We start from the raw sequence: 17,575 nt of genomic DNA on the forward strand, positions 1-17,575 counted from the left end.
CATGGAGAGATCGCACGCGTCGAGCCGTCTCCGCCGTACGGTGGCCGCGGTCGCAGCCGCCGGGTCGGTGCTCACCGTGCTCGCGACGGCGGGCCCGGCCGGGGCGAGCACCGCCAGGGCCGCGGTCGGCGATGCGCAGGTCGTCTGCACCTCACGGCAGCCAGGGCTGGCTGCCCGGCTGTCCCAGGACATAGCGGGCTCGCTGCGCGGACGCCAGGGCTCCTCGGCGCTCGCTCTCTACGACCGGCGCACCGCCACCACATGCGACCTGAAGTCGGACACCGCTTTCGACTCGGCCAGTGTGGTGAAGGTCACGGTCCTCGGTGCGCTGCTGCGACAGGCCATGGAGGCTCACCGCGGACTGACACCACGCGAAGTGACCCTGACCACCGCGATGATCACCGAGTCCGACAACGCCTCCACCTCCGCTCTGTGGCGCCAGGTCGGAGACCAGGGCATCAGCCGGTTTCTCTCCCTCGCAGGCATGCGGGACACCGTCCCCGGGGCGGACGGGCGCTGGGGGCTCACCCAGATCACCGCCCGTGACCAGCTGACGCTGCTGCGCCTGCTCACCTCGGACAACGCGGTCCTGGACCGGACGGCCCGCGACTACGCCCTCGGCCTGATGCGGCGGGTCGTCCCGGAGCAGCGGTGGGGCGTACCGGCCGGAGCTCCCGGCGCGGCGGCGGTCCATGTGAAGAACGGCTGGCTGCCGCGCCCGGCCGGCGGCTGGCGGGTGCACAGCATCGGCACGTTCACCTGCCACGACGGCGTCGGCGACTGCGCCGGCGACAGCGACAGCGACGACGGGATCGTCGTCCTCTCCCAGGGCAGCCCCACGATGGAGTACGGGATCGCCACCATCCAGGGCGCTTCCCGCGTACTCCACCGCGACCTGGCCGCGGCCGGCATGTGAGGGTCGTGGGCCGGGGACAGGAACGCACTCACTGCGTGACGAGCGCCTCCACATAGACCCACGCACCCTCGTGACGTACGAAGCGGCTGCGCTCGTGGAGTTCCCCCGGGCGGCCGCCGTGGGTCCAGCGGGCCCGGAAGGTGACGGTCCCCGTGGTGTGGAAGGCGCTTCCCCCGGTGGTGTCCAGGATCTCCAGGCCCAGCCACCGCAGACCGGCGTCGAAGTCGATACGGCGCGGCCTCGTGCCGGGATGCCAGGTCCGCAGCAGATACGTCTCGTCCTGGACGGCGAACGCGCTGAAGCGGGAACGCATCAATGACTCAGCGGTGGGGGCGGAGGTCTGCCCGGCGTGCAGGCGCCCGCAACAGTCGCCGTACGCGGCGGACAGCCCGCAGGGGCAGGCGGAGACGGAGGCCGGTGACGTCTGCGGGTGTGAACGGCGTCGGGACATGACGCCATTGTCTCCCGCGGGAGAGCGGCTGCTCCACGCCCCCGGCAAGGGGGGCGTGGAGCTTCGGAAGCGCGACACCGTGCAGGGCCGTCCGGTGTCGCGCCCGCCTCCGGGCGCCGGTCGCCGATCGGTCGTCGGCTCGTCGGCCCGGTCACCGGTGCGGGTGCCTACTTCTCGCAGTTGGCGACAGACACCAGCTTGACCTGCATCTCGTCCGAGTCGGCGTCGGCCTTCTTGAGTTCGAGCTCCACGTCATCGATCTCGATGTCATCGATGTCGATGACGTTGTTCACCGCGATCTGGCCGAAGGCCGCCTGGAGGTTCTCCAGACCGTTCGTGTCGGACCAGACCTTGGCCAGACTCTCGTTCACCGCAGCCAGTTGTGCGTTCATCTGTCCAAGGTCGGCATTCGGGTTGGCCTTCGCGTATGCCTTGGGCTTCTGCTGGTTGAGGGACTTGACCTTGACCTGCGGAGCTTCGTCACTACCGACCTTGATGCCCTCGATCAGGACACCGGTGTCGCTCGCGGGGATGGCCCGCAGGGCTTCGTCCAGGCTCTGGAGACTGTCCGGCTGTGCCCCGGCCGCGGCCAGCAGGCCGGCCATTTTCCCGTCCAGCTGCGAGAGGCTGAAGGCGCCTCCCTCCTTCGCCTTGGTGACCGCCTTGGTGACGGCCCCGGACGACTGTTCCTCGGCTGATGAGCACTTCTTGGACTGGCCAGGGTTCGCGGCGGCTTCGGACGATTTTCCGCCCTCTCCCGCCATGGCGGCGCCCGTGGCGACCGCCCCCGTGATCAGGGCCGCACTTACCAGTCCGACCCCCAGAACACGACGCTTGTTGGTGCGCCTTGCTCGAGACATGCGTTCACCTCGCAGATGAAGGAAATGAGGACGTGGGAGCCGCGCCTCCGGTCAGCGGTCATGACCCTTCCGCACCGGCACCGTCACCCGTGGGGATGTGCCGCACCTGTCCGTCGGTCTCTCCCGGCTGTGACACCGCGCCGGGCACGGGACCCAAGTAATGCCCGCTGCGGTATCACGCCGATGAGTACGGATCCGACGGGGACATGACTCAGCTCACGACAGACACGTCCGCAACTTCTGTTTTATCCAGCGATGCAGTGACGCACCGATGCCCGGGTCCGGGCCCTGGGAGGAATCACGCCGACGTCCCATCACCACCGTCCAGCTGGGAACGCGACGCCATGAAGGGTGCGGTAGGCGGCAAACGGCGGTGAGGCACCGCGCAGCAGCTGAGGGGTCGACCCGGTGGACCGCCACTCCGATCGGATGGCAGACCTCGAGAGGGGCGTGCGCCCCCTGGCCCCACATCCGTATGGACAGGTCGCGACCGGGCAGGTGGACAGGGCACACAGCGTGTCCCGTTCGAGCGAGGCCGGGCGCTCGGCCGGGCCCGTGGTGTCATCCGCCGCGGGACCGGACGCGGGCCGGTCGGGCCGAAAGCCGGAAATACCGGGGAAGCGCCACGGTGAACGGCGGCTTCAGACGAGCATGTCCAGCAGCATGGCGAAGCAGGCGTCGTCACGCTCGTGCAGGAGCACGGCTCCGCGCCCTCCCCAGGCTGCCAGGGCACCCGGTCATGGACGTTGCCCGGGTGTGGATACGAGATCTTCACGACAGCGGGCGCGAGGTCGTCGCGCCGCACGGGGACGACGATGGCGATCTGTCCGTGCAGCGGCGATGCCACCGGAGTGCAGTTCCAGCGCTGAGAAGCTCCTCGACCAGACCGGGAAGGGCAGCAATCCAGTCACGGCCGCGTTCACCCTCCCGTGCCGCCGTGCTCCGCACCAAGCCCTCGGGTATCTCGATCATGCCGGCACCTCAGCGACGCTGCACATGCCCCCGGACGCACCGGCGCGGACCCGGTGGGGCGTCCGGGGGGGGCGGCGTGCGCGTTGACGTCCCGCGGCGCGGTTCCGGGGGCGGCCTGCTGTTGTGGCCCTCGCCCGAGCGCGCCCGAGGGCTGTGTCAAGGCCGGGGCGGCCGGTTCACCAGGTGTCGACGCAGGGCCGCGATCCGCGGACGTGAGGCGCCGCCTCACGCAGCAACGTACTGATCCAGCGCCGCGAGTCGGCCGGGTCGATCACATCGTCGATCTCGAACACCGAAGCGACGTTGAGGGCCTTGCCCTGTTCATAGGCCGCGGCGACCCGGCGGGCGAACTCGCGCTCGCGCTCCTCCGCGTCCTCCATGGCCTCCAACTCCTTGCGGAAGCCCAGGCGTACGGCGCCCTCCAGGCCCATCGGCCCGAACTCTCCGGTCGGCCAGGCGACCGAGAAACGAGGGACCTTGAACCCGCCTCCGGCCATCGCCTGCGCCCCGAGCCCGTATCCCTTGCGCAGCACGATCACTCCCAGGGGAATCGTCAGCGCAGCGGCGTTGACGAACATACGGCTCACATGCCGGACCGTGGCGGTCCTCTCGGCGTCGGGGCCGACCATGAACCCGGGGGTGTCGCACAGCGAGACCACCGGGAGCCCGAACGCGTCGCACAGTTGCAGAAACCGGCTGGCCTTGTCGGCGGCGTCGGAGTCGATGGCCCCGCCGAGATGCCGCGGATCGTTGGCCACAACGCCGCACGGCCGGCCTTCCACCCGTACCAGCGCGGTGATGATGCCCCGCCCGAAGCTCCGGCGGAGTTCGAGCACGGAGTCCACGTCGGCGAGCGTTTCGATGACGGCCCGTACGTCGTACGCCCGCACCCGGTTCTCGGGTACGAGATGGCGGAGCCGTCGCTGGTCGGGGCACTCCCACGTCTCCGCCGGCCCCTGGAAGTAGGACAGATACCGCTGGGCGAGCCGTACGGCGTCCTCGTCGTCCGCGGCTTCGATGTCGATGACCCCGTTGGCGGTCTGTACCTCGACCGGGCCGATGTCCTCGGGGGCGAACCGGCCCAGACCACCGCCCTCGATCATCGCCGGACCGCCCATGCCGATGTTCGCCTCCGGTGTGGCGATGATGACGTCACAGCAGCCGAGCAGCGCGGCATTGCCGGCGAAGCAGCGTCCCGAGCCGATGCCGACCAGGGGCACCTGCCCGCTGAGCCGGGCGAACAGCCAGAAGGCCATGCAGTCCAGGCCGGAGACCGTGTCCCCGTCCACATCGCCGGGACGGCCGCCGCCGCCTTCGGCGAACAGGACGACGGGCAGCCGGGCCTGTTCGGCGAGTTCGAAGAGCCGGTCCTTCTTACGGTGTCCGTGCAGGCCCTGGGTTCCGGCGAGCACGCTGTAGTCGTAGGACATGGCCACCACACGCGACACGTCCGGGCCGAACCGGTCCGCCCCGACGGTGCCGACTCCGCCGACCAACCCGTCGGCGGGGGTCCGCCGGGCCAGGTCGTCCAGGCTCCGGCGCGAGCGCTGGGCGGCGATGGCCAGACCGCCGTACTCCACGAAGCTGCCCGGGTCGCACAGGCCGAGGATGTTCTCCCGCGCGGTACGCCGTCCCTCGGCATGCCGGCGCTCGACCATCGCGGGACGCTCGGCGTCCGTACCCCATCGCCTGCGCGTCAGCACCTCCTCCAGATCGGGACGCGGCACATCCAGATCCAGCCGCTCCTCGGCCGCGGACTCCCCCGCCGCCGCCTCGACCGCCTCCATCACGACCAACGGCTGTCCGAGTCCGACCAGGCCGCCGGGCTCCACCCTGACGTCGAGGACGACGCCGTCGCACGGCGCCTCGACGAGGTGCTCCATCTTCATGGACTCCAGCACCACCACGGTGCCGCCCGCCCGTACCCGCCGGCCCTCGTCGACGACGACATCGACGACCGTGCCCGGCATGGTGGCCGCGATGGTGAGCGTGTCCCCCGTGGCCGGGACGCCGGAGGCGTCGGGCACCGGATCGTGCGCGGGCACCAGCCCCGGCAGCAACTCCTCGAGCAGCCCGGTGTGCAGCCGCCCGGCGACGATCTCGGGTGCGTCGAGCAGCCCCCGCAGCAGAGCGACGTTGGTGTCGACGCCCCCGATCCTCAGCTCGGCCAGGGCCCGCCGGGCGCGAGCGAGTGCTTCCGGCAGCCGTCCCGAGCCGTCGTGGACGACCAGTTTGGCCAGCAGCGAGTCGAACCGCGGGTTGATGCGCGCCCCCGGGTACGCCGCCGTGTCCACGCGGATACCGGGGCCGGTCGGCGGCCAGAAGGACTCCAGCGTGCCTGCCCCGGGCAGCACCGTCCCGTCCGGGAGCAGTGTTTCGGCGTTCACCCGCAGCTGGACCGCGCACCCTCGCGGAGGCGGCGCCTGCTCGGCACCCAGCTGGGCGAGCGTGCGCCCGGCGGCCACGTGGAGCTGAGCCTTCACCAGGTCGGTTCCGCTGACCTCCTCGGTGACGGTGTGCTCGACCTGGACCCGTGGGTTGGCCTCCATGAAGTAGTACGCGTCCCTGCCGCCGGAGGTGTCGACCAGGAACTCGACGGTGCCCAGGCCCCCGTAGTCCACCTCCCGCGCCAACCGGAGCGCCGCCTCGTGCAGTTGGGTGCGCGTCGTCTCGGCCAGGTTCGGGGCGGGTGCCACCTCGATGACCTTCTGCCGGTGGCGCTGCAGGCTGCAGTCGCGGTCGCCGTGGCAGACGACCGCGCCGGTGCCGTCGCCGAGTACCTGTACCTCGATATGGCGGGGCCGGGACAGCAACCGCTCGACGTAGACCGCGTCCGAAGCGAAGGCGTGGGCCGCCTCGGAACGGCAGCGCCGGAGCGCCTCCTCCAGCTCCTCCCCGGCGTACACCGGGCGCATCCCCCGGCCGCCGCCGCCGGCGACCGCCTTGACCATCACGGCGGCGCCCGGGCCGAGGCCGTCCAGGAACGCGCGGGCCTCCTCCAGGGTGGTGTCGCCCCGGGTCGCCGGGAGCACGGGCACATCGAGGCGCGCGGCGAGCGAGCGGGCCGCGCTCTTGTCCCCGAAGACCTCGAGCACCTCGGGGCGCGGGCCGACCCAGGTCAGTCCGGCGTCGATGCACTGCCGCGCGAAGTCGGCGTTCTCGGCGAGCAGGCCGTAGCCGGGGTGCACGGCGTCGCAGCCGGCGCGTACGGCGGCCGCGGCCACCGCCGCCCCGTCGAGGAACGCGCCCGGCCCCTCACCGTCGAGCGCCACCGCCTCGTCGGCCAGCCGGACGTGGAGCGCGTCGGACTCGTCACGGGACCGCAGTGCCACCGCTTCGAGACCGAGTTCATGGGCGGCGCGAATGACCCGGACGGCGATCTCGCCCCGGTTCGCCACGAGTAGTTTGGCCATTCCCATGGTCAGGCGCCCTCCCGGTCCGGTCCTGTCACAACGGTGCCGCTGACCGCGGCCTCCGGGGCGCTCGCGGCGGCCCGGGACGTCCGGGCGGCCCTCTCCAGCAGCTCCCCTTTCTTCACCTTGCCGGTCGTGGTCATCGGCAAGGCGTCGACACAGACCACCACCGGCACCTTGTAGGGAGCCATGTTGTCGCGCGCCCATGCGCGCAGCGCGTCGGGACTGAGCGTGACACCGGGCCGCGGCTGCACGAACGCCAGCGGTACCTGGCCCTTCGAGGAGTCGTCCATGGGCACCACCGCGGCGGTGAGCACATCGGGATGGCGCGCCAGCAGCGCCTCGAGCTCCGACGGGAACACGCTCATGCCCGAGACCTTGATCATCTCCTTGTTGCGGCCCAGATAGTGCAGACAGCCGTCCTCGTCGATCAGGCCCACGTCCCCCGTGTGCAGCCAACCGTCCCGCAGGGCACGGGCCGTGGCCTCCGGCTGCTGCCAGTAGCCGGTGAGCAGCGAGGGTGAACGCACCACGATCTCGCCGCGCTCGCCCAGCGGCAGAGGCTCGCCCGTCGTCTCGTCCACCACCATGAAGTCGGTGCCCGGCACGGGCAGTCCGCAGAACACGGGCTCGGTGAGAAGGTCGTGATCGGCCTCCTGGAACCCCGTGGTGAACGAGTCCGCGGTGTGGGTCTCCGTCATGCCGTAGGACGCCTCGCGCAGCACGCTGTGTGCGCCGGCCAGCGCCCGCCACCGGGCTCGGATCCGGGGCGTGAGCTTGCGGACGAAGGACATGGCCCGCGGCTGCACCAGGCTGGACAGATCGGCGTCGGGGAAGCGCGGATGCTCCATCAGTTCGACGTAGTTGTCGACGGTCCCGAGCATCAGCGTCACGCGGCACCGCCCGACCGCCTCCAGGACGGCCTCGGGGTCCCACCTGGTCAGCAACACCATGGTGCCGCCCGTGAGGACGGGGAGCAGGATTCCGAAGTCCTCGCCCGCGATCCAGAACACCGGCACGTAGATCAGCAGGACGTCCGGCTTCTCACCCGTGAGGTCCAGTCCGTAGGCGGCCGCGGCGGTCGCGGCGGTGTAGAGCATATGTCGCTGGGTGTGCTCACAGCCCTTGGGCAGCCCGGTGGTCCCGCCGGTGTAGTTGAGGGCCGCGAGCGCGTCCAAGTCGGCCGGGTGGTCACGTCCACGAGCTCCACCGAGCGCGTGGTCCCAGGCACCGACGGCTTCCCTCACGGTATCCGCGGCCTCTACGGCGTCTACGGAATCCACGGCTTCTTCGGTGCTTGAGGGGTCGGTGCTCGAGGGACCGGTGCTCGAGGGGCCGGTGCTCGAGGGGCCGGTGCTCGAGGGGCCGGTGCTCAGGAGGCCCGGCGGGACCGGCAGGCTCGGGCGCGTCGGCATCATGTCCCCCGGCCGGGTGAGGAGCACCTCGCGGAGTGAGGTGTCTGCCCGTACCGCTTCCACCAGCGGCTGCAGGGAGTCAGCGGCGACCAGGACTTCCACTCCTGCGTCGGCCAGTTCATGCCGCAGCTCATGTTCGCGGAACATGGGGTTCACCGGTACGTGGACGGCTCCGGCCCGGAGAATGCCGAACATCGCGATGATGAACTGGGGGCAGTTGGGGAGCAGCACCCCGACCCGGTCGCCGGGGCGCACCCCGGCCCGTTGCAGCCATCCGCAGAACCGCGCCGTGAGGTCCTCGAGTTCCGCATAGCTGATGCGGCGGCCGTAGAAATTGATCGCGACGCGGTCGGGGCAGTGCTGGGACCAGTGGACGAGATGGTCCGTGATGGGACGCTCCCCCTGCGGATACACCACCTGCTTCGGCACCTCGGCCGGCCAGACCCGGCTCTGGCGTGCACGCACGTCCGTCAGGTAGTCCTCCACACGGCTGCTCTGTGTCACGACACCTCCACCCTCGCCATACCGACCAGTCGGCAGGTGCCTCAAATTAGATGACCCCCGCGGACGGGGACAAGAGGCCGGACACGGTGGAATCCGCCCCCTGGTACGGCGTGGCCGCGCGACCGCCTGACCAGCGGCTTATGAGCCGGGGGCGCACGGGTCCTCCGGATCGGGGCCTGCCCTGCGGTCGCGGCCCGCGCACAGAGAAGCCGGGGCGGAACGCCGCTCCGGCCGTACGAGGACGCCTACGGGTGGCTGCGGGGGCCGGGCAGCCGGGAAGCCGTGGCGACAACGGTTCGAGGGGAAGGCGCCGGGACGATCCGGCGGAGTGCCCCGGGTACGCCCGCGACGTAGGGGCTCGGTCCGGCTGGGCAGCCCGGCCCGAGCACCGGATCAGGCAACCGGCCCCTTGCCCTGTCCGGCCTTCTTGGCCATACGGCGCCGCTGGCGCGCGGTCAGTTCCTTACGGCCGGTCTGCCGGAGGTACGCGGCCCTGCGCTCCTCATTACTCATGACGCGCCCCTTCCGTTCCACCCCGTGCAATGGCGCGGGCACGGAGCGTATTAGCAGCAGCTGCTGCCCTGTCAAGCGGTCGGGCAACACCCGATCGGGTGAAAGACATAGGCTTCTCTCGTGCCATTAGACGACGAGGTCGAACAGCTCGCCAGAATTCGCATGCAGGTCACCGGTGAGACCTTCGAACAGGCGCTGGCAGCCCTGCAGGGGCAGGGCGAAGGCGAGGACGGCACAGACGAGGCCGAGGCCGCGGCTCCGGGACAGACCGACGAAGGCGGCAGGGACGACCCCGAGCCCCCGGACGACGGACGGCGCTTCCGGGTCGTGGAGTGACCCGCGTCCAGGCGGCGCACCCCTCAGCCCACGCCGAAGCGGGCCGTGGGCTTGATCAGCCGGCGGGGCGGCCGAGATCAACATGACCCGCCCCGTCAACGGACACTCACTGGTCGACCTGCAGGAGCAGGACTGGCCGGACGACAACGACTTCCTCGGCAGGATCGCCATCCGCGAGTCGGAAAAGGGGCAGGGTATGAGGCATCAGACCTTCACCCTGGAGGATGCCCCATGCAGACCGGGCAGCGGCCGGAAACTCATCGGTGCCAACGCAGGGGCCAAGGCAGCACCGTGACGCCGAGGCCCTCCGCGACCATGAGCTTGCCCGTCTCCGCGCCGTCGGTCGAGTAGGAGAAGGAGGGGTCCGCCCTTCGAGCAGGCGGTGGACGTAGCGGCACGGCGGGCGGGCGCACGGCGCGCGCATCCAGCGGACACCTGTCCGCCCGTACAGGTCCCGCGCCCGCGGGCCCGTCCCACCGATGCCGAATTGTGAACCACCGGAACGGCAAAGGTCGTTGCCGCCCTCCCCGGAGTCGCTCTAGCCTCCCCTTACTCAGCGGGAGCGGGCGTGCGCGGTCCGTACGCGCAGCATACGGGGGAACGGGGGCGGGATGAGCCTGCACAATCTCGATGCGGTGGTCGAGCGCCTGGTTCCGACGATGCTGCATATGCCGCTGGGCGGCGGGGACTGGCAGCCCTCGGCGTTCCCCGACGGCGATCCTGTCGTGGAGATCGTCGGCGGCCGGGCGACCGGAAAGTCCGCGCTGCTGAAGGTCCTTCGTACGGGCTACCGCACGCTGGTCCCCACCGCGTTCGTCGAGCTCGCGGGGAGCCCGTACTCGGCCGACGGCCCGGAGGACCGTGAGCGGCTCGACGCGGTGAACGCGTCGCCGGTCACCAACCTTCTTTTCACGCTCTCGCACGAGCTGGAGGACATCCCCGCCAAGTACAGACCCAAGCCGAGCTTTTCCCGGCTCTCCCCGGCCCTGATGCTGATCACGGCCTGGCGCCCCGACATCCAGGGTCCTCAGGGGCCGGGGCCGGTGGTGGCGCCCGCCGAGCTCGTGGAGGCCGAGTGCGAGCTGCGCGATCTGCTGGAGCAGCGGCAGCCCGCGCCGCCCGCCGCGCGCGACGACGCCATCCGCCGCTGGGGAAAGGCGGTGAACGGCGTCGTCGGCGGCCTGCTTCCGCAGGCGCCCGGCCTGGCAGGCATTCTCGATGCCGCACTGGAGACCCTGCTGGGCCGCAGGGGCAGCACCCCGCTGGAGTGGTGGCGCGACCGGCTGGGACGGGACGACCCGGTGAAGGGCCTGTTCGGACTCGTACGGCAGTTCCGGCGGCGCGGTGCCGACCGCAGCGAGGTCGAGGCGCATCTGATCGGCGCCCTGCTGGCGGACATCGACGACGGGTACGGCACGTGGGCCCGCAAGACCACGCACCCGCCGCTCATTCTGCTCGACGACGTGGACGACGCCCTCGGGAAGCGCTTCCTGGCCCCCTTCGTCGAGCAGTACGCACTGCTCAGGCAGCGGCGGCGGTGGGCGGGGCGACCGCTGCGCCCCGTCGTGATCGCCACGTCCCGGGGGCGCGGCACCGACGCCGGTCACGCGAGCCGGCTGATGTCCGCGACCGAGACGGAGCCCTGGACGAAACCGGAGCACCGCCCGCCCACGACGTGGCTGTTACGGCTCAGGGTGCCCTCCCTCACGGCCGACGAGATCCGGCCCATGCTGGACGGCTACAACTATCCGACCTCCCTGCCGGAGATCATCGCCCGGCTGAGTGGCGGACGTACGGGCAATGCCCTGCTGCTGGCGGAGGCGTCGAAACAACAGCTGCGCGCCAACGGCCCGTTCGACTGCCTGGGCCTCCTCGCCCTTCCCCTGGCGGCACAGGGAAGCGGGCCAGGGGACTCGGGGCAGGAGCGTCCCGTTGCCGAACTGCTGCTGGAGCAGCTGCTGCCGGACGCCACGGTACGGAATCAGCTGCTCGATCTGGCGCCCGCGCTCGACGAGGAGGCGGCCGCGTCCCTGGCGCACCGGCTGCCGTCGCGACCGGAGGGCTGGTCCGCGGCGCTGCATGTACGCAACCTCGTGGACAACACCCTGTCGCGCAAGCTCTGGAACCACCACCCGTGGCCCACCACCGACGGCGCCACACCGCTGATCACCGACCGGGGAATGCGCGCCGTACTGCTGCATGTGCTGCGGGAGGACGGGGACGGACAGCGGTGGTCCCTGGGCCACCGGCGCCTCGCCGACCACTACGACAACCGTGATCTGCCCGCTGATTCGGTGGAGCACGGTCTGCACCATCTGCACCACGCGCTGGCTCTGGGGCAGCTGGACACCCTGGTCGTACGCGCCCTGCACCACCACTATCTGGAGGCCGAGCCGCGCGCATGGCTGCGCACGGTGAATCTGCTCGCCGCGGCGCCCCGCCCCCGCGGCGGCTTCCCTCCGTACCAATTCCGCCGGGCCCCCCTTTCGGCGTCCGGCGAACCGCCTCCGTGCCCCGGCTGCGCCGACGGGGACCCACGGGGTGTGCACAGCGCGATCCGTCAGGTGCTCGGCATGACGTGGCGGCTGTCCGACCCCTCGGCGGAGCGGCCGTCGGGGCATTCCGACCCGGCTCTCGTACGGCTGAAGAGCGGCCTGATGACGCTCAATTCGGATTACGACGAGCGTTCCCGCCAGGACGCCCGGCACAGCCATGTGCACAACGCCTATGTCGACGCCCTCGCCACCGACGGCTGGATCGACGCTCTTCTGGCAGGAACGCAGGCCCCTGAACTTCCGGTGACCTGAGGAGGTTGTCGATGGCCCACCTGTGGCACTGGCACAGGGCCAAGCCGCCGCTCGTCCGGCTGCTGCACTACGCCCTCGTGGTGGTCCTCCTCGGCCCACCCGCCGGTTATCTCATCTCCCTCCCCTTCGACACCTCCTGCGCGAAGGGCGTGGAGCGGCGCGAGGGTGACAGCGAATGCACCGGCGTCACGGACGGCGGTTACGCCTTCTTCGACGGACTGGGGCCGGTCTTCGAACGGATCAGGAAGGAGAACGACCGGGTCGAGGACAGCGGCAAGCCGTACGCGACCATCGCTTTGATGATCCCGATGCCGGAGGAGGACAACGACGTCGAGAGGGAGCGGGCCCTGCGGGAGGTGCAGGGTGCGCATCTCGCCCAGTACCGGGCGAATCACGAGGAGAAGCACAGCCCGCAGATACGGATGGTGCTCGCCAACCCCGGCCCGGACAACAAACGCGGAAAGGAGGTCGCGGACCAACTCGCGGACATGGCCTCCGGCGACGACCGGCTGCGCGGTGTCTTCGGGTTCAACCGGAGCGTCACCTCGACTCTGGAGACCATCACCTATCTGACGCAGACCAAGGGGATACCCGTCGTCGGCGGGTCCATCACCTCCGTAGGCATCGACCCCGGCAAGCTGCCGGGCCTCGCGAAGGCCGTTCCGCCCGACCGGGACCAGGCGGAGGCCCTCACCAAGTATCTGGACGTCGAACCGCGGGAGACCTTTCTCGTCGAGGACATCAGGTCGGACGATCTCTACACCCGATCGGTGCGCGAGGCGTTCCGGGCGGAGACGATTGAGAGCAGGAACGCGAGGACGCCCTACGCACCGGAGCAGTTCGACTCCTCCAATGTGCTCCCCAACGACTTCCGGCAGATGGTGAACAACCTCTGTGACTCCCGGGCCACCACGGTCTATTTCTCCGGCCGCGTGCCCGAACTGGCGCAGTTCGTACGGGCCCTGGGCCGCCGAGGCTGCATGGACAAGCACTACACCGTGGTCACCCTCTCCGGAGGATCCCTGCTCGCGCTCGATCCGGCCATGAAGGCCTCCTGGGGCGACTTCGAGCGCGGCAAGGGAATCGACGTGAAGTACGCGACAGTGACCCACGAGGACGCATGGACGACCAATGGCCCGCCCCCCACCGGCGGTTCGGCCGAGGACTTCCACGGGCTCAGCCGCTTCATCACCGGCCCGAAGCGCACGGAGGTCGGCGACATCGGCCCTACGGACCTCACGGACGGTCATACGGTCACGGCACACGACGCCGCTCTGACCATGATCGAGGGCATCCGGAACCGCCAGGTCGCCGGAGGCCGGGTTCCCACCCTCGCCGACGTCCGGGAGGCCTGGCGCCGGCTGCACGGCGACTCCAAGGTCAGGGGCGCAAGCGGCTGGATCTGCCTGGACAACGACGGCAACGCCTACAACAAGGCGGTCGCCATCGTCCGCCTGGACCCGGACCCCCCGCACATCAGATTCGAGAAACTCGCCTGGCCGACGGGCAAGCCCCCCACCACCGAGTGCAAGGCCCACGCCGGCTGACCGGAAGCGTCCGCGAACGGCGGTCCGTACCGCTCGTGGACGCTCGCTCATCCCGGGATGCCGGGCAGGTGCGCCACGGACGCACCTGCCCGCATCGGGACCCGGAGCCCGTCGGTCACCGTACGGTCGCCGGGCCGGTGTCCGCCTCGCGGCCGGTTGTGGGCGGACCGTCGGCAGCCGACGGGGCGGGGCCGCGGTGGGGGCGAGCTCAGCCCAGGAGTTCGGCGCTGGCCGCCGGTTCCTTCCGGGGCTGGCCGTTGATGCGGTGCCGCTCGATCGAGGAGCGCCGGTAGACCTCCTCGCGGACCCGCTGGATCTCCCCGATGGGCCGGTGCTCCTCCCGCGAGCGCCAGGGGGTGATGGACGTGCCGTCCGCGGCGTCGAGGTTCTCCTCTCCCGAGATGTCCTGCCGGGGGATGTCGATCCGGGCCACGGTGACCCAGGGGGAGAGGCTTTCGGGCCACTCCACGGAGGTGTTGTCGACCGGCATCCGGCCGAGGTCGGTGTTCAGCTGCACCTGGAGGTCGAAGCTGTGGTCCCGCGCACCGGCCTCACCCACCAGCGTGTTGCGGAACGCCTCCCCGTCGGACTGCACATCGACCTCGCCGTGCTCGATGCCCTCCAGCGACTCCGGCGTCGGCACGGACCGCACCTTCGCGATGTAGGCGCCATAACGGAAGGCGCCCATGCTGTTGTACGTGTACGACAGCAGGTTCTGCCGGGGGACCGCGGTGAACGACATCATCGCGAACAGCTCGTCCCACAGCCACTCCTCCGGCGTCCGCAGCGTTCCCTGACGGGTGAGGAAGTCACCCAGCCACTGTTTGCGCGTCGCGGGATTCACCAGTGCGTCCGGCAGTTGCGCGAACAGCGGCTCGATGGCCAGGTAGTCGTGCACGGTGTTGGCGAAGAAGGTTCGGTTGTTGATCAGATTGAGGTCGAACGTTGTTGCGTGCGCTTCGTCGGTCAGCAGCGAGGCACCCGGCACTCCGAACATCTTGATGCCCATCCCGCAGGCCGCCCCGAGGAGTGAGTCGGCCCGCAGATGCCCGAGCCCGTTGGAGTAGCGCACGATCGCGTCGTAGGTTCCCGGCTCGGCGAAGATGCCTTGGGCGTACTCGGGCCGTAGTGCGCCGACCGTCACGGTGGCCTTCACCAGACCGTAACTCTTGCCGTGGGCCGTGCGGATGGCCCGGCCGACCCCCTGCCGCTCATACGACTCGCGGGTGCGCTGCGCGACATTGCGCACGACCTCGTCGAGCTCCTCCTGGTAGCCGGGGCGCTCGACGGGGCTGTACTCCTCGTACCTGACAAAAGACATGACCGTCTCTTCTCTACGCGATCCACGGCGTCGCCGCCCGGCCCGATGGCTGCCGGGCGGTCCGCCCTCCCGGGCTTAAAGCTAGCGCGCAATTCCATTGTGCACGATTGAATTGGCCGTGATGCCCGCCACTCCCCAGGGCCCTGCGCTCACCCCAGGCGGTCCACCAGCTCCCGGAGCTGCCGGCGCAGCCGGTCCGCATCCCCGGCTGTCAAGCCGTACGCCTGCCCCATGGCCCCCGGCACCTGCTCGGCTCGCGACCGGAGCTCGGCGCCCTTCTCCGTCACCGCGACAGCGACCAGCCGTTCGTCGTCCGCCTGCCGCTCTCTCCGCAACAACCCGGCCGCCTCCAGCCGCTTCAGCAGCGGCGACAGCGTTCCGTAGTCCAGACCGAGCGCGCCGCCGAGCTCCTTCATCGGCACCTCGCCCCGCTCCCAGACGGCCAGCATCACCAGGTACTGCGGATACGTCAGGCCCAGCTCCGCCAGCACCGGCCGGTAGGCCGCCGTCACCGCCCGGGAGGCGGAGTACAGCGCGAAGCACAGCTGGTCGTCGAGCGCCATGGAAACCGGCGGAGCCTTCATCTCACCCATGCCCCCATTCTCCGTCCGGGGCCACGACCCCGGGCTCCGGGGACGGCCGTACGCAGGGCCGCGCGGGCCGTAACCCCTCGTGATTTCCCGGCGCCCCGTGGCCGCCGGTCCCCGCTCCGGGGAGCAGCCGCCTACTGTGGAAAGGCACAGCACCTTCCCCGTGTCCTCCTCCCCGGAGACGGATCCACGGGGAGGTACGGACCAGCAGTCCGGGTGAGGCGGGTGACCACCCATGGTGGGGTCGGCACCTTCGGCCCGTTGCCTCCGCTGCCGACGGCGCCGGGCGGGTCCCTTCGGCTACGGGGCGGTCCTGGGGGTCCCTCAGCCAGTGCGGCAGGTGCGACCAGCCGCCGGCGGACGGCGTCCGGGGCCTAGGAACCGGCCACGGTGTGCGGCGGCCAGGAGTCGGAAGGGCGTCGGCGCCTCGCCGACGCCCCGCTGCCCGTCACCGTCACTGGACAGCACGTACGCACCCGGCCGGGAGAGAGGCGAGGCTCCCGAGACCTATCCGTTCACCGTCCGAGTGCTCTCGGGAGAGCGGCGGGCCCGCCCCCCGGCCCGGCAGGCCGGGAGCGAGGACCCCCAGGGCGGGAGGCAGGACCGCACCGACGGAGAAGCCGCCGGGAAGGACCGTACAGGCAGGAGAAACCTCGAGGGAGGATGCCATGGAAGCCGTCCAGCAGAGTGTGCGCATTCCTGCCGCCGGCGTCGTACTCGATGCCGACCTCGCGGTGCCGCAGACCGTGCGGGGAGCGGTTCTCTTCGCCCACGGCAGCGGCAGCAGCCGCCACAGTCCGCGGAACCGCTATGTGGCAGGCGAGCTGCAGGAGGCCGGGCTGGCCACGCTGCTCGCCGATCTGCTCACCCCGGAGGAGGAGCGGACCGACGCGGTCACCGGCGCCCTGCGGTTCGACATCGGACTGCTCTCGCCCCGGCTTGCGGCTCTGACCGACTGGCTCGTGGAGAACCCGCCCGGAGGTGCCGGTGTGGACGTGGGCCTTTTCGGCGCCAGCACCGGGGCGGCGGCCGCGCTCGTCGCCGCGGCCGAACGGCCGGATCCGGTGAAGGCCGTGGTGTCCCGCGGTGGCCGCCCCGACCTCGCCGGTGACATCCTCACCTCCGTGCGGCAGCCCACACTGCTGATCGTCGGACAGCGCGACACACAGGTCATCGAACTCAACCGCAGGGTCATGCCGCTGCTGAAAGGCGCGACCCGCCTGGAACTGGTGCCGGGCGCAACCCATCTGTTCGAGGAGCCCGGCACGTTGGAGCAGGTGGCCGAGCTGGCCCGGAGCTGGTTCCTGCGATATCTCGCCGGCACTCCCCGTTCCGGGAGCTGAGAGCCCTCACCCGGCCCGACGCACCCGGAACGGGCACCTCATGACCATCGGGCCTCGCGTCCCGGTGTGGGCGCGCGATCTCCCGGTGCGGTGGTGGCGGGGGTGGGCGGATGAGCGATGACGGATCGAGGCGGCCGGACACATCCGAGGACCGGCGGCCCCATCACCGTCGCGTGCGCGGTCACTCATCGCCTCCCATGTCCTCGAGGGCCGGCTGCATCACCTCGTCGGCTTCGGTGACTGTCTGTCCATGTCTGGGCCGTCACCTCTCTGACGACGCTCGGCGGGGCGCTGGGAGCGGCGATGGAGAGTGACCTCGCGGTGCGGGAGGCGGCCTATGGCTACCGTCCGAGCGAGCGGAGCGGACCCCGATGCCGGGCGCGGCGGCAGAAGAGCGAGGCCCGTACCTGACAGCGGCCGGCTCCGGCCGAGTCGTCCGCCGACGACGGCGGTGTCAGTTCTTGATGTCGCAGATGACGGCGCCGGAGGAGATGGAGGCGCCGACTTCGGCGGTGAGGCCCTTGATGGTGCCCGAGCGGTGGGCGTTGAGGGGTTGTTCCATCTTCATGGCTTCCAGGACGACGACG

13 protein-coding genes and 1 pseudogene are annotated in these 17,575 nt (G+C 70.8%); 6 read left to right on the forward strand and 8 right to left on the reverse strand.

The features are described from left to right. Position 1: 1 nt before the first annotated feature. Entirely contained in the window at positions 2 to 916 is a 915-nt protein-coding gene (locus ACTWQE_RS20995) for a serine hydrolase (protein ID WP_443330542.1), read from the forward strand. 28 nt (positions 917 to 944) lie between these two features. Here ACTWQE_RS20995 and ACTWQE_RS21000 read toward each other — a convergent pair whose 3' ends face one another. The 4 genes from ACTWQE_RS21000 to ACTWQE_RS21015 form a co-directional block, all read right to left on the reverse strand. Further along, positions 945 to 1,367, reverse strand: coding sequence for a YchJ family protein (locus ACTWQE_RS21000; protein WP_443330543.1), 423 nt, complete (start codon positions 1,365 to 1,367; stop codon positions 945 to 947). 167 nt (positions 1,368 to 1,534) lie between these two features. Beyond that, the gene (locus ACTWQE_RS21005; protein ID WP_443330544.1) at positions 1,535 to 2,227 is read right to left on the reverse strand and encodes a hypothetical protein; all 693 of its coding nucleotides are present in this window, start codon (positions 2,225 to 2,227) and stop codon (positions 1,535 to 1,537) included. 1,148 nt (positions 2,228 to 3,375) lie between these two features. After that, positions 3,376 to 6,618, reverse strand: a complete 3,243-nt coding sequence (locus ACTWQE_RS21010) for a carboxyl transferase domain-containing protein (RefSeq protein WP_443330545.1) — start codon at positions 6,616 to 6,618, stop codon at positions 3,376 to 3,378. A 2-nt stretch (positions 6,619 to 6,620) separates the two neighbouring features. Beyond that, entirely contained in the window at positions 6,621 to 8,531 is a 1,911-nt protein-coding gene (locus tag ACTWQE_RS21015; protein WP_443330546.1) for an AMP-binding protein, read from the reverse strand. A gap of 633 nt (positions 8,532 to 9,164) precedes the next feature. Here ACTWQE_RS21015 and ACTWQE_RS21020 point away from each other — a divergent pair. Both ACTWQE_RS21020 and ACTWQE_RS21025 read left to right on the forward strand, forming a co-directional pair. After that, on the forward strand, positions 9,165 to 9,380 hold the full coding sequence (locus ACTWQE_RS21020; protein ID WP_443330547.1) for a hypothetical protein: 216 nt from the start codon (positions 9,165 to 9,167) through the stop codon (positions 9,378 to 9,380). An 82-nt stretch (positions 9,381 to 9,462) separates the two neighbouring features. Continuing rightward, a complete protein-coding gene (locus ACTWQE_RS21025) occupies positions 9,463 to 9,675 on the forward strand; it encodes a hypothetical protein (protein WP_443330554.1) in 213 nt (70 codons plus the stop codon). On the opposite strand, the pseudogene ACTWQE_RS21030 reads toward ACTWQE_RS21025, so the two are convergent. Then, a pseudogene (locus ACTWQE_RS21030) lies at positions 9,662 to 9,774 on the reverse strand (LysR family transcriptional regulator); the annotation flags it as partial. The gene ACTWQE_RS21025 and the pseudogene ACTWQE_RS21030 overlap by 14 nt on opposite strands. A gap of 217 nt (positions 9,775 to 9,991) precedes the next feature. Between ACTWQE_RS21030 and ACTWQE_RS21035 the strand changes: the two are divergent. Next, a complete protein-coding gene (locus ACTWQE_RS21035) occupies positions 9,992 to 12,187 on the forward strand; it encodes a hypothetical protein (RefSeq protein ID WP_443330548.1) in 2,196 nt (731 codons plus the stop codon). A gap of 11 nt (positions 12,188 to 12,198) precedes the next feature. Then, positions 12,199 to 13,734, forward strand: a complete 1,536-nt coding sequence (locus tag ACTWQE_RS21040) for a hypothetical protein (RefSeq protein WP_443330549.1) — start codon at positions 12,199 to 12,201, stop codon at positions 13,732 to 13,734. Between the two features lie 208 nt (positions 13,735 to 13,942). On the opposite strand, the gene ACTWQE_RS21045 is transcribed toward ACTWQE_RS21040, so the two are convergent. Further along, positions 13,943 to 15,055: a catalase family protein gene (locus ACTWQE_RS21045; RefSeq protein ID WP_443330550.1), complete on the reverse strand. Its 1,113-nt coding sequence runs from the start codon at positions 15,053 to 15,055 to the stop codon at positions 13,943 to 13,945. A 149-nt stretch (positions 15,056 to 15,204) separates the two neighbouring features. Next, positions 15,205 to 15,648: a MarR family winged helix-turn-helix transcriptional regulator gene (locus tag ACTWQE_RS21050; RefSeq protein ID WP_443330551.1), complete on the reverse strand. Its 444-nt coding sequence runs from the start codon at positions 15,646 to 15,648 to the stop codon at positions 15,205 to 15,207. A 665-nt stretch (positions 15,649 to 16,313) separates the two neighbouring features. On the opposite strand from ACTWQE_RS21050, the gene ACTWQE_RS21055 reads away from it, so the two are divergent. Further along, positions 16,314 to 16,988, forward strand: coding sequence for a dienelactone hydrolase family protein (locus tag ACTWQE_RS21055; protein WP_443330552.1), 675 nt, complete (start codon positions 16,314 to 16,316; stop codon positions 16,986 to 16,988). Positions 16,989 to 17,442: 454 nt separating this feature from the next. Here ACTWQE_RS21055 and ACTWQE_RS21060 read toward each other — a convergent pair. Continuing rightward, the coding region (locus ACTWQE_RS21060; RefSeq protein WP_443330553.1) for an acetyl-CoA carboxylase biotin carboxyl carrier protein subunit at positions 17,443 to 17,575 on the reverse strand (133 nt) is incomplete at its 5' end.

This window comes from Streptomyces sp. 8N706 (genome assembly GCF_052245415.1).
Classification (GTDB): Bacteria; Actinomycetota; Actinomycetes; order Streptomycetales; family Streptomycetaceae; genus Streptomyces.